19 protein-coding genes and 1 pseudogene are annotated in these 20,474 nt (G+C 55.8%); 14 read left to right on the top strand and 6 right to left on the bottom strand.

The window, feature by feature from the left end; genetic code table 11:
* Positions 1 to 26: 26 nt before the first annotated feature.
* The 5 genes from HVZ52_RS17755 to HVZ52_RS17735 all read left to right on the top strand — a co-directional run bounded on the left by HVZ52_RS17755 (position 27) and on the right by HVZ52_RS17735 (position 3,350).
* Complete coding sequence (locus HVZ52_RS17755) at positions 27 to 248, top strand: hypothetical protein (protein WP_101700593.1); 222 nt, start codon at positions 27 to 29, stop codon at positions 246 to 248.
* Positions 249 to 521: 273 nt separating this feature from the next.
* Positions 522 to 1,301, top strand: coding sequence for a hypothetical protein (locus HVZ52_RS17750; protein ID WP_101700594.1), 780 nt, complete (start codon positions 522 to 524; stop codon positions 1,299 to 1,301).
* A 445-nt stretch (positions 1,302 to 1,746) separates the two neighbouring features.
* Positions 1,747 to 2,220, top strand: coding sequence for a hypothetical protein (locus HVZ52_RS17745; protein ID WP_230852492.1), 474 nt, complete (start codon positions 1,747 to 1,749; stop codon positions 2,218 to 2,220).
* Between the two features lie 321 nt (positions 2,221 to 2,541).
* Positions 2,542 to 2,787: a YmjA family protein gene (locus tag HVZ52_RS17740; RefSeq protein WP_101700595.1), complete on the top strand. Its 246-nt coding sequence runs from the start codon at positions 2,542 to 2,544 to the stop codon at positions 2,785 to 2,787.
* A gap of 86 nt (positions 2,788 to 2,873) precedes the next feature.
* Positions 2,874 to 3,350 (top strand): cold shock domain-containing protein, encoded by a 477-nt coding sequence (locus HVZ52_RS17735; protein WP_016151966.1) that lies wholly within the window; start codon positions 2,874 to 2,876, stop codon positions 3,348 to 3,350.
* A gap of 128 nt (positions 3,351 to 3,478) precedes the next feature.
* On the opposite strand, the pseudogene HVZ52_RS23170 reads toward HVZ52_RS17735, so the two are convergent.
* Both HVZ52_RS23170 and HVZ52_RS17730 read right to left on the bottom strand, forming a co-directional pair.
* Positions 3,479 to 3,565: pseudogene (locus HVZ52_RS23170) on the bottom strand (antibiotic biosynthesis monooxygenase); the annotation flags it as partial.
* Positions 3,566 to 3,642: 77 nt separating this feature from the next.
* Positions 3,643 to 4,455 (bottom strand): DNA-binding transcriptional regulator, encoded by an 813-nt coding sequence (locus HVZ52_RS17730; RefSeq protein WP_046275638.1) that lies wholly within the window; start codon positions 4,453 to 4,455, stop codon positions 3,643 to 3,645.
* Positions 4,456 to 4,648: 193 nt separating this feature from the next.
* Here HVZ52_RS17730 and HVZ52_RS17725 point away from each other — a divergent pair, with 193 nt between their 5' ends.
* The 9 genes from HVZ52_RS17725 to mmuM all read left to right on the top strand — a co-directional run bounded on the left by HVZ52_RS17725 (position 4,649) and on the right by mmuM (position 14,816).
* Positions 4,649 to 6,313 carry a bifunctional 3-(3-hydroxy-phenyl)propionate/3-hydroxycinnamic acid hydroxylase gene (locus HVZ52_RS17725; protein WP_181598540.1) on the top strand — a complete coding sequence of 555 codons (1,665 nt, stop codon included), beginning with the start codon at positions 4,649 to 4,651 and terminating at the stop codon, positions 6,311 to 6,313.
* Position 6,314: 1 nt separating this feature from the next.
* Positions 6,315 to 7,259 carry a 2,3-dihydroxyphenylpropionate/2,3-dihydroxicinnamic acid 1,2-dioxygenase gene (mhpB, locus tag HVZ52_RS17720; RefSeq protein ID WP_046275617.1) on the top strand — a complete coding sequence of 315 codons (945 nt, stop codon included), beginning with the start codon at positions 6,315 to 6,317 and terminating at the stop codon, positions 7,257 to 7,259.
* 28 nt (positions 7,260 to 7,287) lie between these two features.
* Positions 7,288 to 8,154 carry a 2-hydroxy-6-oxonona-2,4-dienedioate hydrolase gene (gene mhpC / locus HVZ52_RS17715; protein ID WP_181598539.1) on the top strand — a complete coding sequence of 289 codons (867 nt, stop codon included), beginning with the start codon at positions 7,288 to 7,290 and terminating at the stop codon, positions 8,152 to 8,154.
* A 9-nt stretch (positions 8,155 to 8,163) separates the two neighbouring features.
* Positions 8,164 to 8,973, top strand: coding sequence for a 2-keto-4-pentenoate hydratase (mhpD, locus tag HVZ52_RS17710; RefSeq protein WP_016151974.1), 810 nt, complete (start codon positions 8,164 to 8,166; stop codon positions 8,971 to 8,973).
* Positions 8,970 to 9,920 (top strand): acetaldehyde dehydrogenase, encoded by a 951-nt coding sequence (gene mhpF / locus HVZ52_RS17705; protein ID WP_181598538.1) that lies wholly within the window; start codon positions 8,970 to 8,972, stop codon positions 9,918 to 9,920. Before mhpD ends, mhpF begins: the two co-directional genes overlap by 4 nt.
* Complete coding sequence (mhpE, locus tag HVZ52_RS17700; protein ID WP_137380950.1) at positions 9,917 to 10,930, top strand: 4-hydroxy-2-oxovalerate aldolase; 1,014 nt, start codon at positions 9,917 to 9,919, stop codon at positions 10,928 to 10,930. The genes mhpF and mhpE overlap by 4 nt, the downstream gene beginning before the upstream one ends.
* 68 nt (positions 10,931 to 10,998) lie before the next feature.
* Positions 10,999 to 12,210 carry a 3-(3-hydroxy-phenyl)propionate transporter MhpT gene (gene mhpT / locus HVZ52_RS17695; protein WP_181598537.1) on the top strand — a complete coding sequence of 404 codons (1,212 nt, stop codon included), beginning with the start codon at positions 10,999 to 11,001 and terminating at the stop codon, positions 12,208 to 12,210.
* 274 nt (positions 12,211 to 12,484) lie between these two features.
* Positions 12,485 to 13,888, top strand: coding sequence for an S-methylmethionine permease (mmuP, locus tag HVZ52_RS17690; protein WP_032946968.1), 1,404 nt, complete (start codon positions 12,485 to 12,487; stop codon positions 13,886 to 13,888).
* Positions 13,875 to 14,816, top strand: coding sequence for a homocysteine S-methyltransferase (gene mmuM, locus HVZ52_RS17685; RefSeq protein WP_181598536.1), 942 nt, complete (start codon positions 13,875 to 13,877; stop codon positions 14,814 to 14,816). The genes mmuP and mmuM overlap by 14 nt, the downstream gene beginning before the upstream one ends.
* Positions 14,817 to 14,886: 70 nt before the next feature.
* Here the strand turns inward: mmuM and fbpC are convergent, their stop codons facing one another.
* The 4 genes from fbpC to uhpC form a co-directional block, all read right to left on the bottom strand.
* A complete protein-coding gene (gene fbpC / locus HVZ52_RS17680; protein WP_046275613.1) occupies positions 14,887 to 15,933 on the bottom strand; it encodes a ferric ABC transporter ATP-binding protein in 1,047 nt (348 codons plus the stop codon).
* An 11-nt stretch (positions 15,934 to 15,944) separates the two neighbouring features.
* A complete protein-coding gene (locus tag HVZ52_RS17675; protein WP_019076131.1) occupies positions 15,945 to 18,023 on the bottom strand; it encodes an iron ABC transporter permease in 2,079 nt (692 codons plus the stop codon).
* 69 nt (positions 18,024 to 18,092) lie between these two features.
* Positions 18,093 to 19,124, bottom strand: coding sequence for an ABC transporter substrate-binding protein (locus tag HVZ52_RS17670; RefSeq protein ID WP_016151983.1), 1,032 nt, complete (start codon positions 19,122 to 19,124; stop codon positions 18,093 to 18,095).
* Complete coding sequence (gene uhpC, locus HVZ52_RS17665) at positions 19,121 to 20,425, bottom strand: MFS transporter family glucose-6-phosphate receptor UhpC (protein ID WP_049270217.1); 1,305 nt, start codon at positions 20,423 to 20,425, stop codon at positions 19,121 to 19,123. The genes HVZ52_RS17670 and uhpC overlap by 4 nt, the downstream gene beginning before the upstream one ends.
* Between the last annotated feature and the right edge of the window lie 49 nt (positions 20,426 to 20,474).

Genomic DNA, 20,474 nt, shown 5'->3' with positions numbered 1-20,474 from the left:
TTCCGTGGATTTTTGGAGCCTTAAGAATGACTCAGAAACATCAATTAAAAATTATTGTGGCTAGTGATGTTGATTATGAAAAATTAATAGCTGAAATCTACTGTGATGAAGAGTTTATCGCGCTTTTACAGCAAGAAGACGGTGAGAATAACATCAAAGTTGAGTTTTCACCGAATATTAGGGTGGTAGATTTTGATTGGCTTCAACAAGCATTGTTGGAAGCCAGAAGAGCCTTACTGAATAAGTAATTGCACAGCCCTGGTCGCTTCGGGAGCGTGTTTCTACAACCTAAAACCTCGCTCTTCACCCCGCTACTGTGCGGCGTTGGGAGGATTACGTAATGGGCTGAAAAAAGCGCGTCGGGGCAAAAAGTAACGGCCAGCGAAACGCCTCATCAAAAAACGGATGTAACTGACTGATAGGACAGGGAAAAATCGTGTTCGCCGTCAGACTGTACACCGGAGCGAGTTGTTGTTGAGAATAATTTACTGAGCAGTACCTCCTCGGAAAAACGTGATGCTTTGGCAGAGAAAGTCTTAAAAGGCGATAAATCCCTGCAAACCGCGAAAGAGTTTTTACAACTTGAGAATGCCGATAAACGTAGCGATGCACTGGTTGCTAAGTTCAATAAAGAACCAGCGGAGTTGAGCACGGCAGAGCGAACCGAGTTGGTAAGTTATTTGAAAATATATGCATCTGACATGCAGGCTAAATATGGTGAGGCAGTAACTAAAGAGCTGATCGCAGGAATGCTGACTGGGCAGGATTATATGAAGTCAGCGCCACAGACAGAGGCGCAGCAGAAAGCACAAACCATCATGAATACATGGGGTTATCATAAATTCAACGCCAGTATTGGAGACCCGGTATTGTTATTTGGCAGCAGTGTCCTTGGCACCACAATAAAAGAAAGTATGACGCTTAATGCGTCAATCGGTGTGGGCGTGAATACGGGCGTACAACTTAGCGGGAATGATCCTTTCAGCTATGTTGATGCAATTCTCGCCGGTGTGACAGCTGCCGCGACTACAGGTAAAAGTTGGCAGGCATCAGCAGCGATCAATATGGGAGGTGCTGCGATTGGCAGTGCGATTAAAGGGGAAGATCCGACTAACTCTGTGATAAGTACTGGCTTTGGTAGTGCGGCTGGTAGTTTAGGGGGAAAAGTTGTTGATTCATTGTCTCCGGTAACTGATCAAGTGACAAAGGATGTTATTGGTGCAGTTACAGGTTCTACTGCTTCCGAACTTACAGGAAAAGCTGTAAAAGATGAATTAGACAAGCGGGAGAAGAAGCAATGAATCTCTTCAGCAAGGTTGGTACCCTTTGGCTTCTTTTCTTGGTTGTGTACTGTACTGCCTTAATCTCTGTTGTTCTTTTCATATGCCAACTAGGAGTGTCAACAATTTTCTACTTCAAGGATGGGGCATTCCTTTTTTCATGGGAAGAGGCATTATATATCGCATTGAAAAAAGGGAGCATCGCAGGAGTAGTATTAGGTGCTGGAGTATGGTTGAAAAATAAATTGCATGAGCGTCATAGGAAATAATAGTTGTTGAGAATAACTCGCTCAGTGGTGACCGGGCCCGCGAAGCGGCGAAACAGGCCGCTGAATCCCTGAAAAATCAGGTCAGGGAAAAACTGGGTGACGGTACAACCTCTTCCATCGCGAACGGTGTTATCAATGTCCTCGCTGATACCGGTGATGCAGCACTAGGTTCAGCGGATTATGCTGCTGATGCGGCCATGGCGCTGGCAGCCTGTGCTGCGGGTGATAGTTACTGCATCAATGCCATGAGTGATCTGGACGGGGAGAATCAGGCGCTGACAGACAGCGTTACTGCGCTGATGAAGAGTGAAACCTGGTCGGCGATAGCGGATACAGTTAAAGACGCTTCAACAGGGAACCAGGTTGCGCTTGAAGCGACAGGTGGTTTGCTGGCTGGCATTATATTGCCAGGTAAGATAGTACCTGGCTCAGTAACTCGAATTGAAACAATATTAAAGTCTGAGAAAAACTGGGAAAATGCTCGAAATAAGGCGCTAAATATTGTAGGTAATTTAGGTGCTGACTCTACACCTGTAATTGGGTGGTTAGAAGCAAGCGTAGGGAATGGAAAAATAATTGGACGCCAATCGAAGGGATGGACTCGCGGTCTGGCCGCCATCCTGGAGGGGGGAGTGGCGGCGAGGATAAATGCTCGATGGCGCTTCGCTTAGCAGGCCAGCAGGGGAATCATTATTTTTTGCTGTTTAATCACCGGAATATCCCCTAAATCATTTAATGCTCCGGGAAAAGACTTAACTACTTTCCTTCGTTACTACACTATTTAACCTGTGGCTGTTATACCGAGCTGAATAAAAACGTCATTTAAATAAGAGTAGACTTATTAAATACGAAGCGAGTCCAGAAAATAGTGTTGATATATGCAACGTATTACAGCCAATAAAACAGATCGCGAACCATGAAATAAGAATGCTATCATTCACACCAGACGCGGCAGGCAACTGCTGGCACACGCATTTACCCCGGAGCACCCGATGAACAACGACATTCCGCTAAAATTTTATGATATCGCCGACGAATACGCGACTGAAGCTGCAAAGCCGGTGAGCGATACAGAACGCGACGCACTGGCACACTACTTCCAGCTGTTGATCACTCGTTTGATGAACAATGAAGAGATCAGCGAAGAAGCGCAGCAGGAGATGGCAACCGAGGCCGGAGTCGACGCACAACGTATTGATGATATCGCGGAGTTCCTCAATCGTTGGGGTAACGAGTAGCCAAAGACATGGCCTGTGTTTTACACTGCGCGCAAATTGAGTAGGTATACTCTACAAGTAATAGGTTTAATCAGGCGGAAACAGCAATGAACGGAACAATCACAACGTGGTTTAAAGATAAAGGCTTTGGATTTATCAAGGATGAAAACGGCGACAACCGCTATTTTCATGTGATTAAGGTTGCTAATCCTGAGCTGATCAAGAAAGACGCGGCGGTGACCTTTGAGCCTACCACCAACAACAAAGGCTTATCTGCCTACGCGGTAAAAGTCATACCCGACAGCAAATACATCTATATCGCCGGCGAGCGTCTGAAGCTCACGGCGATCAAGTCTTACCTGGTCTACAGCGAAGAAGTCCCTGCTGAGACTCGTATCGACAAAGAAAATGCGGTGCTGTCCGTTGGTGTGCTGATGAACAGCATCCGACCGAAATCAGACGTGAAGCCTGGCGAAATGCGCACGCTGAAAAAGCTGGCCATCACCACCTTCCAGGGCACGACGCTGATCTTCTCGGAAGATGAAATCGATATCGACGAGACGGTGAAACTGCTTAAGGTCTGAAGCCCTTCAGAGTGAATGAAAACCGAAATCCTGCTCTTTTCAGAAGCGGGGTTTCGGTTTTTTTATGCGTATTTTTGTCAGAAGGGAATATCCATTTGAGCCAAATAGCAAATGGATATTCTGTTTTTTTATTTTGACGAGGCACCTGGAATTACCACGTCATCCATCAGTATGTAACGTGCTTCCTGGCGCGTGTATTGATCGATTAGGGCAAGACGCCACAGTGTTATATCGGTCGGTGAGTGAGTTATCTCAGCTATTAATCCGATGATCCGCTTAACTGTGATCCATCTCACCTCCCGGCAACCAAAATCTCCTGCGACTCAACGCCATCTTCTATCTGTTTCGCCACCTTTTGTAAGGCCGGAAGATGTTTTTCCGCGGCCTGTTCGATGGTCATGGCGCTGGCCATATACACCAGATTCAGGCAGCCGATCACCCGCTGTTCACTGCGAATGGGGACGGCGATAGAGGCGATTTTCTCCTCCTGATCCCAACCGCGAAAGTTCTGGCCAAAACCGTCTTTACGCGCACGGCTCAAAATGGCGTCGAGCTTCAGCGGTTCGCGCGCCAACTGGAACTCATCTCCCGGTCGTGAAGCCAGCATTTCAATCAGTTCCTGACGTTCATTCTCCGGGCTAAATGCCAGCCAGGTCAGGCCGGATGCGGTTTTCAGCAGCGGCAAACGACGCCCGACCATCGCCCGATGAAACGACAGGCGGCTGAAGCGATGGGTGGTTTCACGCACCACCATCGCGTCCACATCCAGCGTGGAAACGTCGGTCGGCCAGATGACCTCGCGCAGCAAATCCCCCAACAGCGGGGCGGCGAGCGCAGAAATCCACTGCTCGTCACGAAATCCCTCACTGAGCTGACGGACCTTAATGGTTAAGCGAAAGCTGTCATCGGACAGACTGCGCCGGACGTAACCCTCATCCTGCAGGGTTTCCAGTAGTCGCCTGACCGTGGTGCGGTGCAGGCCGCTCAGCTCTGCCAGCAGGCCAACGCTGGCCCCGCCGTCGAGACGATTTAACATATTTAATAACATTAGTCCGCGCGTTAACCCGCGCACGGTTTTGTATTCTGTACCGTCGTCACTTTTCATATTTATTGACAAATCTACAGTTAAAACAACGTTGTGCACTTAGTGCACATCCAGGCATGTTTTGATTGTAGCGCAAAAACTCACTTCTATACTGACCGCACAATAAAAAATAATTCACATTCTTTTAACAAAAAAACAATTGCGCCTCACCAGGGGCTGCAATTGCATTTTGTCCGAGTAGTGAGGTTCTGAAATGACAACAATAAATCCAGATATCCAACCCGCTGTGCAGCACACCGTGCAGGTAGCGATTGCCGGAGCCGGTCCGGTAGGGCTGATGATGGCGAACTATCTTGGCCAGATGGGCATTGAGGTGTTGGTGGTGGAGAAGCTCGATACCCTTATCGACTATCCTCGCGCCATCGGCATTGACGATGAAGCGCTGCGCACCATGCAGTCCGTCGGTCTGGTCGAAAATGTTCTGCCGCACACCACGCCGTGGCATGCGATGCGCTTTCTCACCCCGAAAGGGCGCTGTTTTGCTGATATCCAGCCGATGACCGACGAATTTGGCTGGTCGCGCCGCAACGCGTTTATTCAGCCGCAGGTGGACGCGGTGATGCTGGAAGGGCTGTCGCGTTTTCCCAACGTGCGCTGCCTGTTCTCTCGCGAACTGGAAGCCTTCAGCCAGCAAAATGGTGAAGTGACGTTGAACCTGAAAGCGCCGGATGGCCAGCGTGAAACGGTGAAAGCTCAGTGGCTGGTGGCCTGCGACGGTGGGGCCAGCAACGTCAGACGTTCGCTGAATGTGCCATTTGAAGGCAAAACCGCGCCGAATCAGTGGATTGTGGTGGATATCGCTAACGATCCGCTCAGCACGCCGCATGTGTATCTGTGCTGCGATCCGGTGCGCCCGTATGTCTCCGCCGCGCTGCCGCACGCGGTGCGCCGCTTTGAATTTATGGTAATGCCAGGGGAAACCGAAGCGCAGCTCAGCGAACCGCAGAATATGCGCCAGCTTTTGAGCAAAGTGCTGCCGAACCCGGACAACGTCGAGCTGATCCGCCAGCGCGTATATACCCATAACGCACGTCTGGCCGAACGTTTTCGCATTGACCGCGTGCTGCTGGCGGGCGATGCGGCGCACATTATGCCGGTCTGGCAGGGGCAGGGGTACAACAGTGGCATGCGCGATGCTTTCAATCTGGCGTGGAAACTGGCGCTGGTGATTGAGGGCAAAGCCGGTGATGCGCTGTTGGATACCTACCAGCAGGAACGCCGCGACCACGCCAAAGCGATGATCGATCTCTCGGTGACCGCAGGCAACGTACTTGCGCCGCCGAAACGCTGGCACGGCGCGGTGCGCGACGGGGTTTCCTGGCTGCTGAACTACATTCCGCCGGTCAAACGCTACTTTCTTGAAATGCGCTTTAAGCCGATGCCGCAGTACCACGCTGGGGCGCTGGTGCGTGAAGGCGACGCGAAAACCTCTCCCGTTGGCAAGATGTTTATCCAGCCGAAGGTAACGCTGGAATCAGGTGAAGTGACGCTGCTCGACAACGTCATCGGACCGAATTTCGCGGTGATCGGTTGGGGCTGTAACCCGCTGTGGGGCATGAGCGAGGCGCAGATCCATCAGTGGCAGGCGCTGGGGACGCAGTTTATCCAGGTGGTGCCGGATACACAGATACAAACCGATCAGGATAACCACGACGGCGTTACCCGCATTGGCGATACGCAAAACCGCCTGCGCACGTGGTTTGCCCAGCACAACGCCGCGCTGGTGGTGATACGCCCGGACCGCTTTGTGGCTGCCATCGCCATTCCGCAAACCCTGGGCAGTACCCTGAATAAACTGGCGTCGGTGATGACGCTCACCCGCGTTAATGCCCACATTCCCGCTGAAAAGGTGGCCTGATATGCACGCTTATCTTCACTGTCTTTCCCACTCGCCGCTGGTGGGTTACGTCGACCCGGCGCAGGCCGTGCTCGACGAGGTTAACGGTGTGATCGCCAGCGCCCGGGCACGTATTGCGGCGTTCGACCCTGAACTGGTGGTGCTGTTTGCCCCCGATCACTACAACGGATTTTTCTACGACGTGATGCCGCCGTTCTGTTTAGGCGTAGGCGCTACGGCGATCGGCGATTTCGGCAGCGCGGCGGGGGAACTGCCGGTGCCGACAGATCTCGCTGAAGCCTGCGCCCACGCGGTAATGAAAAGCGGCATCGATCTCGCCGTGTCCTACAACATGCAGGTCGATCACGGCTTCGCGCAGCCGCTGGAGTTTTTGCTCGGCGGTCTGGATAACGTGCCGGTGCTGCCGGTGTTTATTAACGGCGTCGCCACGCCGCTGCCGGGCTTTCAGCGTACCCGCATGCTCGGTGAAGCGATTGGCCGATTCGCCAGCTCGCTGAATCAGCGTGTGCTGTTTTTAGGCTCCGGCGGCCTGTCGCATCAGCCGCCGGTCCCGGAGCTGGCGAAGGCTGATGCCCATATGCGCGACCGCCTGCTCGGCAGCGGCAAACAACTACCTGAAAACGAGCGCGAGCTGCGCCAGCAGCGGGTGATCAGCGCCGCCGAGAAGTTTGTGGCCGATCAACACACGCTGCATCCGCTTAACCCTGTCTGGGATAACCGCTTTATGACGCTGCTTGAGCAGGGGCGTTTGCAGGAGCTGGACGCGGTCAGTAACGAAGAACTGTCCGCGATGGCGGGCAAATCAACGCACGAAGTTAAAACCTGGGTTGCTGCCTTCGCCGCTATTTCTGCCTTTGGCAACTGGCGCAGCGAAGGCCGTTATTACCGCCCGATCCCAGAGTGGATCGCTGGATTCGGCTCCCTGAGCGCCACCACACAGAACTGAAACAGAACTGAATATGCAGGAGAACATCATGACTTACCAACCGCAAACCGAAGCCGCAACCAGTCGTTTTCTGCAGGTGCAGGAAGCAGGCGAAACGCTGCGCGTGCATTTCAATGACTGTGGACAGGGCGAAGAGACCGTCGTGCTGTTGCATGGGTCTGGTCCGGGTGCGACGGGCTGGGCGAACTTCAGCCGCAATATCGATCCGCTGGTGGAGGCTGGATACCGGGTGATCCTGCTGGATTGTCCTGGCTGGGGCAAAAGCGATGGCATCGTTAACCACGGTTCGCGATCCGATCTTAATGCTCGCATCCTGAAAAGCGTGGTCGATCAGTTGGATATTCAGAAAATCCATCTGCTGGGCAACTCGATGGGGGGCCACAGTGCCGTGGCGTTCACCCTGAGCTGGCCGGAGCGTGTGGGCAAGCTGGTGCTGATGGGCGGCGGGACGGGGGGCATGAGCCTGTTTACCCCGATGCCGACCGAAGGCATCAAGCGCCTGAATCAGCTGTACCGCGAACCGACCATCGAGAACCTGAAGCTGATGATGGAGATCTTTGTCTTCGACACCAGCGACCTGACCGAGGCGCTGTTTGAGGCGCGTCTGAATAACATGCTGTCGCGTCGCGATCACCTGGAAAACTTTGTCCACAGCCTTGAAGCCAACCCGAAACAGTTTCCGGATTTCAGCCCGCGCCTGGGGGAAATCAAAGCCCAGACCCTGATTGTCTGGGGACGCAACGACCGCTTCGTGCCGATGGACGCCGGCCTGCGCCTGCTCTCCGGGATTGCCGGGTCTGAGCTGCACATCTACCGCGACTGCGGGCACTGGGCACAGTGGGAACATGCGGATGCTTTTAACCAGCTGGTGCTGAACTTCCTCGCACGCCCTTAAGGAACGGACATGACGAATCTTAATCTTGAGCAGTTAGCCGCCGATTTACGTCAGGCTGAGGAAAAAGGGGACGCTATCGCCCCGCTGCGTGAACTGATCGGCGTGGATAACGCCGAAGCGGCCTACGCCATTCAGCGTATCAATGTGCAGTATGACGTGGCGCGAGGGCGTCGCGTCGTCGGGCGCAAAGTGGGGCTGACGCACCCGAAAGTGCAACAGCAGTTGGGCGTCGATCAGCCGGACTTCGGCACGCTGTTCGCCGACATGTGCTACGGCGACAACGACACCATTGCGTTTGCCCGCGTGCTACAACCGCGTATTGAAGCGGAGATTGCGCTGGTGCTGAACCGCGATCTGCCCAATGCCGATACCACCTTTGACGAGCTGTACAACGCCATCGAGTGGGTGCTACCCGCGCTGGAAGTGGTCGGCAGCCGTATTCGCGACTGGTCGATCAAGTTTGTTGATACCGTGGCGGATAACGCCTCCTGTGGCGTGTATGTGGTCGGCGGTCCGGCACAGCGTCCGGCAGGGTTAGATCTGAAAAACTGCGCGATGAAAATGACGCGCAATAACGAAGAGGTTTCCAGCGGGCGCGGTAGCGAATGTCTGGGACATCCGATCAACGCCGCCGTGTGGCTGGCGCGCAAAATGGCCAGCCTCGGCGAGCCGCTGCGTGCCGGGGACATTATTCTCACCGGGGCGTTAGGCCCGATGGTGGCGGTGAATGCGGGCGATCGTTTCGAAGCCCATATCGACGGTATTGGTTCAGTTGCCGCCACCTTTTCAGCGGCGGTTACAAAAGGAAGTCAGTCATGAGTAAGCGTAAAGTCGCCATTATCGGCTCTGGCAACATCGGCACCGATTTGATGATTAAAATTCTGCGTCACGGCGTACGTCTGGAGATGGCGGTGATGGTGGGGATTGATCCGCAATCCGACGGTCTGGCACGCGCCCGGCGTATGGGCGTTGCCACCACCCATGAAGGGGTGACGGGGCTTCTTGCGATGCCAGAATTCGCTGACATTGACATCGTGTTTGATGCCACCAGCGCGGGCGCGCACGTGAAAAATGACGCCGCGCTGCGCGCCGTAAAACCGGGGATCCGTCTGATCGACCTGACGCCCGCAGCGATCGGCCCGTACTGCGTCCCGGTGGTGAACCTGGAGGCTAACGTTGACCAACAGAACGTCAATATGGTGACCTGCGGCGGGCAGGCGACCATTCCGATGGTGGCGGCGGTTTCTCGCGTGGCAAAAGTCCATTACGCCGAAATTATCGCCTCGATCGCCAGTAAATCTGCGGGACCGGGCACCCGCGCCAATATCGACGAGTTTACCGAAACCACCTCGAAGGCGATTGAAGTGGTGGGGGGCGCGGCCAAAGGCAAAGCCATTATCGTACTTAACCCGGCTGAGCCGCCGCTGATGATGCGCGACACGGTGTATGTGTTGAGCGAAGCGGCCTCTCAGCTTGAAGTTGAAGCGTCGATTAATGACATGGCGGCGGCGGTGCAGGCGTATGTGCCGGGCTATCGCCTGAAACAGCGCGTCCAGTTTGAAATCATCCCGGAGGATAAACCGGTGAATCTGCCGGGTATTGGTCAGTTTTCCGGGCTGAAAACCGCGGTGTATCTGGAAGTGGAAGGTGCGGCGCACTATTTACCCGCCTACGCGGGCAACCTCGACATTATGACCTCCAGCGCGCTGGCGACCGCTGAGCAGATGGCGCAGTCACTCACCCGTCAGGCAGGAGAAGCAGCATGAACGGTAAAAAACTCTATATCTCTGACGTGACCCTGCGCGACGGTATGCATGCGATTCGTCACCAGTATTCGCTGGAAAACGTGCGCCAGATTGCCAAAGCGCTGGACGACGCGCGGGTTGATTCCATTGAGGTGGCCCACGGCGACGGTTTACAAGGTTCCAGCTTTAACTACGGCTTTGGCGCGCACAGCGATCTCGAGTGGATTGAAGCGGCTGCAGACGTGGTCAAACACGCAAAGATCGCCACGCTGTTGCTGCCGGGCATCGGCACTCTTCATGACTTGAAAAACGCGTATCAGGCCGGCGCGCGAGTGGTGCGCGTGGCGACCCACTGCACCGAGGCGGACGTGTCGGCCCAGCATATTCAGTACGCGCGTGAGCTCGGCATGGATACCGTCGGCTTTCTGATGATGAGCCATATGACCACGCCGGAGAATCTGGCGCAGCAGGCGAAGCTGATGGAAAACTACGGCGCGACTTGTATCTACGTGGTCGATTCCGGCGGGGCGATGAATATGAGCGATATTCGCGCCCGCTTCCGCGCCCTGAAAGCGGTGCTGAAGCCAGAGACAGAAACCGGAATGCATGCGCATCACAACCTGAGCCTCGGCGTGGCGAACTCGATTGCCGCGGTGGAAGAGGGCTGCGACCGTATCGACGCCAGCCTGGCGGGTATGGGCGCTGGCGCGGGCAACGCGCCGCTGGAAGTATTTATCGCCGCTGCGGATAAGCTCGGCTGGCAGCACGGCACCGATCTGTATGCGCTGATGGACGCCGCCGACGATCTGGTGCGTCCACTGCAGGACCGTCCGGTGCGGGTGGATCGCGAAACGCTGGCACTGGGCTATGCCGGGGTGTACTCCAGCTTCTTGCGTCACTGCGAAGTGGCGGCGGCGCGTTATGGCCTGAGCGCGGTCGATATTCTGGTTGAACTGGGCAAACGCCGAATGGTGGGCGGCCAGGAAGATATGATCGTCGACGTGGCGCTGGATCTGCGCAATAGAAAATAAAAATGATTACGCGGCTGGCAACGTATCAGCCGCGACTCACCTGCATCGTGACCTCAGAGGCACATCTTATGACTACCCGTACCCCCACATCTTACCGACTGACGTTAACCGTCGGGCTTTGCTTTTTAGTTGCCCTGATGGAAGGGCTGGATCTACAGGCCGCCGGGATCGCTGCCGTCGGTATCGCCCAGGTGTTTGCGCTGGATAAAATGCAGATGGGCTGGATCTTCAGTGCGGGCATTCTCGGACTGCTGCCCGGCGCGCTGGTGGGCGGCATGCTGGCCGATCGCTATGGCCGCAAGCGCATTCTTATTGCCTCCGTGGCGCTGTTCGGCCTGTTCTCGCTGGCGACGGCGATTTCCTGGGATTTCTCGTCGCTGGTGTTTGCCCGTCTGATGACCGGCGTCGGGTTGGGCGCGGCGTTGCCGAATCTGATCGCGCTGACCTCCGAAGCGGCGGGCCCGCGTTTTCGCGGTACGGCGGTGAGCCTGATGTACTGTGGTGTGCCGATTGGCGCGGCGTTAGCGGCGGCGCTCGGGTTTAGCGGTCTGGCCGCCGCCTGGCAAACGGTGTTCTGGGTTGGCGGAGTGATCCCGCTGCTGCTGGTGCCGTTGTTGATGCGCTGGCTGCCGGAATCACAGGTTTATGCCCAGCAAACGCAGGTGGCCGCCGCGCCGTTGCGCGCCCTGTTCGCACCCGCTACCGCCACCGCCACGCTGCTGCTGTGGCTGTGCTATTTCTTCACCCTGCTGGTGGTGTATATGCTGATTAACTGGCTGCCGATGCTGCTGGTGGAGCAGGGCTTTCAGCCCTCGCAGGCGGCTGGCGTGATGTTTGCTCTGCAAATCGGTGCGGCCAGCGGCACGTTAATTCTCGGGGCGTTAATGGACAAACTGCGCCCGGTGGTCATGTCGCTTCTGATCTACACCGGGATGTTGGCTTCATTGCTGGCGCTGGGGACGGTGTCGTCATTGAGCGGTATGCTGATGGCCGGATTTGTGGCGGGGATGTTTGCCACTGGAGGACAAAGCGTGCTGTATGCGCTGGCTCCGCTGTTTTACAGTACGCAGATCCGCGCGACAGGCGTGGGTACCGCCGTCGCTGTTGGGCGTCTGGGGGCGATGAGCGGCCCGCTGCTGGCAGGAAAAATGTTAGCGCTCGGCACAGGAACGGTAGGCGTGATGGCGGCTTCTGCGCCGGGCATTTTACTGGCAGGGCTGGCGGTATTTTTCCTGATGAGCCGTAAATCGCAGATGCCGATCCCGACCAGTGGCTCATAAACAATCGTTCGGTTGTATGAGTGGGGAGATACGGTTCCCACTTCCGGGTGAACGCCAGCCGGCGATGACGTTGCCAGAGTTTATGTAAAGCCTGGCAACGGAGGCGTTATGAGCTGGCGGCCCTTTTTATATTTGATAATTAACCCCCACCCGATATTAAGCGCCCGGCGCGGTCATCTGCGTCTGGTGCAGGGTTGATTTTGCATTGTGTTAACAAACGCGGTATAACACACCTTCTTTGGATGTTTAGATGTCCATACGTTTGGAAGGTTATATGCAAACAACACAACAAAATGCGCCACTGAAGCGCACGATGAAAACGCGTCACCTGATTATGCTCTCCTTAGGCGGCGTGATTGGCACAGGGTTATTCTTCAATACCGGCTACATCATCTCCACTACCGGGGCCGCGGGAACGCTGCTGGCCTATCTGATTGGCGCGCTGGTGGTCTGGCTGGTTATGCAGTGTCTGGGCGAGCTGTCGGTCGCGATGCCGGAGACCGGGGCGTTTCACGTCTATGCAGCGCGCTATCTCGGCCCGGCGACGGGGTATACCGTGGCCTGGCTCTACTGGCTGACCTGGACCGTGGCGCTTGGTTCGAGTTTTACCGCTGCCGGATTCTGTATGCAGTACTGGTTTCCGTTGGTGCCAGTATGGGTCTGGTGCGTGGTGTTCTGTGTGATTATTTTTGGCCTGAATGTTATCTCCACGCGCTTTTTTGCCGAAGGGGAGTTCTGGTTCTCACTGGTGAAAGTGGTCACTATCATCGCCTTTATTATCCTCGGCGGGGCGGCGATTTTTGGCTTTATCCCGATGCAGGATGGCTCGCCCGCGCCGGGGCTGAGTAATATCACGGCGGAAGGTTGGTTCCCGCATGGCGGCTTACCGATCCTGATGACTATGGTGGCGGTGAACTTTGCTTTTTCGGGAACCGAGCTTATCGGTATTGCCGCCGGTGAAACGGAAAATCCGCGCAAGGTGATCCCGGTGGCGATTCGTACCACCATCGCGCGACTGATTATTTTCTTTATCGGCACCGTGTTTGTGCTGGCGGCGCTGATCCCGATGCAGCAGGCGGGCGTGGAGAAAAGCCCGTTTGTGCTGGTGTTTGAGAAGGTAGGGATTCCGTACGCCGCCGATATTTTTAACTTCGTGATCCTGACTGCCATTCTTTCTGCGGCGAACTCCGGACTGTATGCCTCCGGGCGCATGCTCTGGTCGCTGTCGAATGAACGTACGCTGCCAGCCTGTTTTGCGCGAGTAACGAAAAACGGCGTGCCGCTGACGGCGCTGTCGGTCAGTATGCTCGGCGGCGTACTGGCGTTGTTTTCCAGCGTGGTGGCCCCGGACACGGTATTTGTCGCGCTGTCGGCAATCTCCGGGTTTGCGGTGGTGGCGGTGTGGCTGAGCATCTGCGCTTCGCACTTTGTTTTTCGCCGCCGTCATTTGCAACAGGGTAAGGCATTGAGTGCATTACATTATCGTGCGCCGTGGTATCCGCTGGTGCCGGTATTAGGATTTGTGTTGTGCCTGGTGGCCTGTGTAGGGCTGGCATTCGATCCAGCGCAGAGAATTGCGTTGTGGTGCGGGTTACCGTTTGTTGCGTTGTGCTATGGTGCATATTTCCTTACTCAACCCCGTAACGCAAAACAGGAGCCAGAACATGTCGCAGAATAATCCGTTACGCGCTCTCCTTGAGAAACAGGATGTCCTGTTACTGGATGGCGCGATGGCGACGGAGCTGGAAGCGCGAGGGTGTAACTTAGCCGACAGCCTGTGGTCAGCCAAAGTGCTGGTAGAAAACCCGGAGCTTATCCGCGAAGTGCATCTTGATTATTACCGGGCGGGGGCGCAATGCGCGATCACCGCCAGCTATCAGGCGACACCGGCGGGCTTTGCCGCGCGTGGCCTGGATGAAGCGCAGTCGAAAGCGCTGATTGGCAAAAGCGTGGAGCTGGCGCGTAAAGCGCGTGAAGCGTATCTGGCAGAGAACCCGCAAGCGGGCACGCTGTTGGTGGCGGGATCTGTCGGACCTTACGGCGCGTATCTGGCGGACGGCTCTGAATACCGTGGCGATTACCAGCGCAGCGCCGAGGCGTTCCAGGCGTTTCATCGCCCGCGTGTGGAAGCATTGCTGGATGCCGGGGCCGATCTGCTGGCCTGCGAAACCCTGCCGAATTTTGTCGAGATTGGCGCACTGGCTGAGCTGTTGACCGCGTACCCGCGTGCACGAGTCTGGTTCTCATTTACTCTGCGTGACAGCGAGCACCTGAGCGACGGTACGCCGCTGCGTGACGTGGTCGCGTTGCTGGCGGATTATCCGCAGGTGGTGGCGTTAGGCATTAACTGCATTGCGCTGGAAAACACCACCGCTGCGTTGCAGCATTTACACGGCTTAACGGCGCTGCCGCTGGTGGTGTATCCGAATTCGGGCGAGCAGTACGATGCCGCGAGCAAAACCTGGCATCATCACGGTGAGTCTTGTGCGCAACTGGCGGATTATCTGCCACAGTGGCAGGCCGCTGGCGCACGATTGATTGGCGGGTGCTGTCGCACCACGCCTGCGGATATTGCCGCGTTAAAAGTTCAGGCCCAGGCCCGATAAGACGTAAGCCGCCATCGGGCATTTTTTGCCAGATGGCGATACGGTATGAACCGGAAACATGGGTAACACTTTATGCCGCATCCGCCAGCACAAACATGCCGTACGGATGGATTTCGAGATAATACTGCTCGCCGACGTCCGGCTGCAGACGCGTAGCGTTGACCTGCAATAAAATCTCCTGTCCGTGCCACTCCACCGTGACCTCATATTGGGGTCCCATATACGCGACGTGGCGGATCACGCAGCGCTGGCTCTCTTCGCCGCGGTCGCTGAGGGTGATCGCTTCCGGGCGCACGCCTACCATGCCCTCGCCTTGATCGCTAAAGTGCAGTGGGCGCGGCAGATGATAGCCGTAGATATCAACGTATCTGTCGCTGAAGGTGGCCGGGAACAGGTTGGCATCGCCCATAAAGCTCGCCATAAAGCGGGAGGCGGGCTGGCGATAGAGATCCTGCGGCGAGCCGATCTGCATGATGTGTCCCTTGTTCATCACCAGTACGGTATCGGAAACCGCAAAGGCTTCGCTTTGATCGTGGGTGACGTACAGCGAGGTGATATCAAACTGCTTTTGCAGCTCGCGGATCTTGTCGCGCATGCTGCGACGCAGGTTGGCGTCCAGGTTACTTAACGGCTCATCAAACAGCAGCACTTTCGGTTTGAGGATCAACGCACGGGCCAGCGCCACGCGCTGCTGCTGACCGCCGGAGATCTGATCGACAAAGCGGTCTTCAAATCCTTCCAGATCCACCATCGCCAGCGCCTCTTTGACGCGGGTTTTCACCTCCGCGCGCGACACGCCGAGCATCTTCAGGCCATAACCGACGTTCTCCCCTAACGACATGTGCGGGAACAGGGCATATGACTGAAACACCATACAGATATCGCGCTGCTGAATAGAACGATGGGTAACGTCTTCGCCATCAATGAAAATTTGTCCTTCGCTCGGTTTTTCCAGCCCGGCAACCAGACGCAAGATGGTGGTTTTACCGCAGCCGGACGGGCCGAGCAGCGTTACCATTTGCCCCTGCGGAATGGTGAGATTGATATTGTCGATAACCGTGTTGCTGCCAAATCGTTTAGTGACGTTGCGCAGTTCAACGAAATTTTTCTGAGTCATAGTGCGCTCCATTACGCCTGGTTTTTGGCTTTTGAACGGGAGGTACGTGATTCACCGATCAGCCAGTCAAAGATGAAAATAATCGCCAGCATCACCACGATTAAAATGGAACCGTAGGCAATCGCCACGCCGTATTCGCCGTCTTCTACGCGGTTCAGGATGTAGGCCGTGGCCACGCGGGTATCCGGCGTGACGAGGAACACAATGGCGCTGACGGTGGTAATGGCGCGCACAAAGCTGTAGATCAGCGCTGAGAGGATCGCCGGGCGCAGCAGCGGCAACAGGATATGCGTAATGGTGCGCAGGGAACCGGCACGCAGACTGAGCGAGGCTTCATCCAGCGATTTATCGATTTGGCCTAAGCCCGCAATGCCCGCCCGGATACCGACCGGGACATTACGCATTACCATTGAGATAATCACGATGGCGGCGGTGCCGGTGAGGTATACCGGGGCGCTGTTAAAGGCCAGAATGTACGACACGCCCGCTACGGTGCCCGGAACGGCAAAGCACAGCATAGTGGTGAACTCGATGGTCTTTTTGCCTTTAAACTGCTGACGCACCACAACCCATGCGATCAGCAGGCCGAAGATAGCGGTGATCGGCGCGGCAATCCCGGCGTAGAGCAGGGTGTCGAGCAGTGAAGGCCACGCGCCGTCGCTCATTCCCTGACCGAACAGTTTGGTAAAGTTCGCCAGCGTCAGGGTGTAGTCCACGCCCCAGTTTACGGTGAAACTGCCGTAGAAAATGCTGCCGTAGAGCAGGGCGTTAAAGGCAATCCACACCGCCAGGAGCGCGACCACGCTCCATACCAGCGTTACCGGCAGCGGCTGCACGTCGCCCCGATAGGATTTACCAGAAACGGTGACGTACGAGCGTTTACCAATCCACATGTACTGCACGCAGAACACCAGCAGCGAGAACAGCAACAGGAAGGCACCCAGCGTACTGGCGGCCTGGTAGTCGAGCTGGGAACCGGTGATGTAGAAGTAGATTTGCGTTGCCAGCACATCGAAGTTACCGCCAAGCACCAGCGGGTTACTGAAGTCGGCCAGCGACTGCACCACCACAATTAAAAAGGCGTTTGCCAGTGCCGGTTTTAGCAGCGGGACAAACACGCCGTTAAAGGTTTGCCAGCGGCTGGCGCGCAGGGTGTATGACGCCTCCTCCAGCGACGGATGAATGGTTTTGATCGCCCCGTCGAGGATCATAAACGCCATCGGAGTGAAGGCCAGCACCTGCGCCAGCCAGATGCCGGTAAAACCGTACAGCCAGTTGGTGTTGGTCAAACCAAACCATTCGACCATAAATTCGGTGATGTAACCGGAGCGTCCCATCATCAGCGTTACGCCTAAACCCACAACAAACGGCGGGGTGACGATTGGCAGAATCGAGAAAATACGTCCAATAATGGCGCTGCGTTTCGCAATACGGGTGGTGTAGATAGCCAGCACCAGGCCAAAGAAGGTACAGCCGACGCCGACGGCAATCGACAGCATAATCGAGTTGAGGATCACCTGAATGATATGCGCCTGCGACAGCACATTCATAAACGCCAGCGGAGCAAATTCTCCGGCGTCGTTGGTGAACATCGGAATGAAAATAGCGATACTTGGCCAGACGATAAAAATACCGATCAGCGCGACAATCGCGGTGAGCGAGCCGATGACGAAACGGTCGCCGCCCAGCCATTCCAGACGGGTGAGCGCCAGGGTCATGATCGCGCCAAGTGCCACAAACAGCACGATGGTGGCATAGCCTAAGCCGCGTCCCTCAATAGTCGCGCTGGCGACGATAAACGCCATACAGAAAAACGCCCAGCCCGCATCAAAATAATGGCGGCTGCGCTGTTCGCGTCTGGCTTCATGGAACGGGCGCACCAGCAGCAGGCTTGGCAGCAGATACCAGAGCCAACTGATATTGAACTGTGACCAGCCGTAGGCGGCGAGAATTTCTTCGCGCGTCGATTCCAGCAGACCGTAGTCCAGGCTCCAGCTCGGCAGCAGGGCAAACGCCAGCCAGCCGAGTAAAATCCAAAGAAATATCGCATCCCGTTTTTTCACGGGATGGAGTGCAAGTGTGTGTGACATAGCGGTTCCGGTATTTCAGGCCGGATATGGCGTTGAGGCCGTATCCGGCAAATGAACGTAAATCTGGGGTTATTTACCCATCTTCACTTCGCTGACCCACTTATTGATCAGGGCTTTACGCACGTCGGTCGAGCCGTACTTATCCATGTCGTAATTGATAAGCTTCAGGTCGTCGAGCTTCAGCGAGTTAGGGGACGTCTCGGCGGTGGTGTTGGTCAGGATCTGATAGGATTTACCTTTCTTCCACGCCAGCTCCTGCGCGTCTTTCGACAGTACCCAGTCAACGAACAGTTTGGCGTTATCGAGGTTGCGCGCGCCTTTCAGGATGCTGACACCGCCGATTTCATAACCGGTACCTTCGCACGGTGAGACAAGTTCCAGCGGTGCGCCCTGTTCTTTTTCCAGTGAGTAGTCGTGCAAGAAACCGATGCCGATAGCCGTTTCGCCACGGGCGGCGTTGCGCGCCGGGGCAATGCCGGATTTGGTGTACTGCGAGACGTTGGCGTTGAGCTGTTTCAGGTAGTCAAAGGCCTGATCTTCCCCCCACAGTTGGGCAAAAGTCGCCAGTGCGGTATAGGCGGTACCGGAGCTTTGCGGATCAGCAATCTGGATTTCGCCTTTGTATTCCGGTTTGGTCAGATCCTTCCAGCATTTTGGCACCGGTAGGTTTTTCTCTTTCAGGCGCTGGGTATTGACGCCAAAGCCCAGAATACCGACATAAACCGCCGAGGAGAGGTTGCCTTTCACTTTTGCCGGATCGCGGAACTTCTCCATGATTTGTTCGAGGTTTGGTGATTTATACGGCTGCAGCAAGCCCATTTCACCGGCCTGAGACTGTGGATCCAGCGTACCGCCGTACCAGACATCCGCTTGCGGGTTTTTCTTCTCGGCATCCACTTTCGCCAGCGTACTGCCTGAGCCGTTGCGAATGAATGAAGTCTTCACATCATATTTTTCACCGAAGGCTTTGGTTTCGGTTTCGCACATTTCGTTGGTGGCGCTGCAATACACCACTAGACGACCCTGCGCCTGAGCTGCACTGCTGAAGGCTGCCAGCGTCAGAGCGGAGGCAATTAGGGTAGAGGTAAGCGTCAGTTTCATTGTTTTATCCTTTGACTGAGAGAAGGGGGAATGCCCGCAATGAGCAATGGCATCAGCAATAAACCCATAAAGACAGCGGCAACCGAGAGCAAACTGAACATTCCCGACCAGCCGTAGTGTTCTATGACCAGCGACAGCGGCCAACCCGCCAGCGCGGCCCCCAGATAGGCGAACAGCCCGAGAAAACCAGTAATTGAACCTGCTGCCGCTTTATGTCCGCATTCCACGGCCGCGAGGCCAATTAGCATCTGTGGGCCAAACACAAAAAAGCCCACGGTAAAGAAACACACTGCCAGTAGCGCGTAGTGGTGCACCGGCGCCAGCCACAGCGCGGCGACGGAGACCATCAGCCCCAGTGTGAACAGCAAAATCATTGGCGCACGCTGACCGCTGAACAGCAAATCCGATCCCCATCCGGCAAACAGCGCCCCCAGCAAGCCGCCGACTTCAAACAGCATTACCGTGGCATTGGCGCTGAGCAGGTTCACACCGTGGCTTTCCGTCAGCCAGATGTTGCCCCAGTCGTTGAGCGCTATGCGGATCAAATAGACCAACACATATGACACGCCGAGTAGCCAGATCATCGGGTTCTTCAGCATGGTGGTGCGCAACATTTGCCACAGTCCCATCGGCGGGCTTTGCTGCTCCTGACGCAACTCCAGCGGGTCTTGCCGCCATTCCCCAACCGTGGGTAAGCCTTCTTCCCGGGGCGTGCCTTTCAGTTGCAGGGTGAGCCAGACGCCTAACGCCATGCTGATTATTCCTGGAGCCAGCATGGCTGCCTGCCAACCCCACCAGTGGGCGGCAAAGACGCTAATCAGCGGGATGATGGCCCCACCGATGTTGATCGACATATTCCAGCAGCCCCACCAGAAGCCGCGTTCGTTACGCGAGTACCAGTGAGTCAGTAGTCGGGCGCAGGGTGGCCAGCCCCAGCCCTGAAAAAATCCGTTCAGCGTCCAGACCACCAGGAGCAGCGTCAGCGATTCACCAAAGGCGAACAGCACGTTTAAAACGCCGGTCGCAAACAGGCCAATGCCCATAAACGCGCGCTGTCCGTGGCTGTCGTGCCATAGCCCAGCGGTGAATTTTGACAGGCCATAGGTCAGATAAAACAGCGATCCCAGCAGGCCGATATCGCCTTTATCCAGACCCAGATCCGTTTGCAGCGCCGGGAGGACGTAGTTAACGCTTTTGCGCGTCAGATAAAACGCGGCGTACCCAATCACCATACACATCAGCAGCCGGGGGCGTAGCGCCCGGTATTGTTGGTCTGTTTCGCGTGATGCACGTGCATGCATGGCAGCCTCCGTTTATGCTGACTATAGGAAAGTGAAAGCAAAATGGGAT

It is taken from the genome of Citrobacter sp. RHB36-C18 (genome assembly GCF_013814485.1).
In the GTDB taxonomy this organism is placed as follows: Bacteria; Pseudomonadota; Gammaproteobacteria; order Enterobacterales; family Enterobacteriaceae; genus Citrobacter; species Citrobacter braakii.
This window is presented reverse-complemented; position numbering and strand designations above follow the sequence as displayed.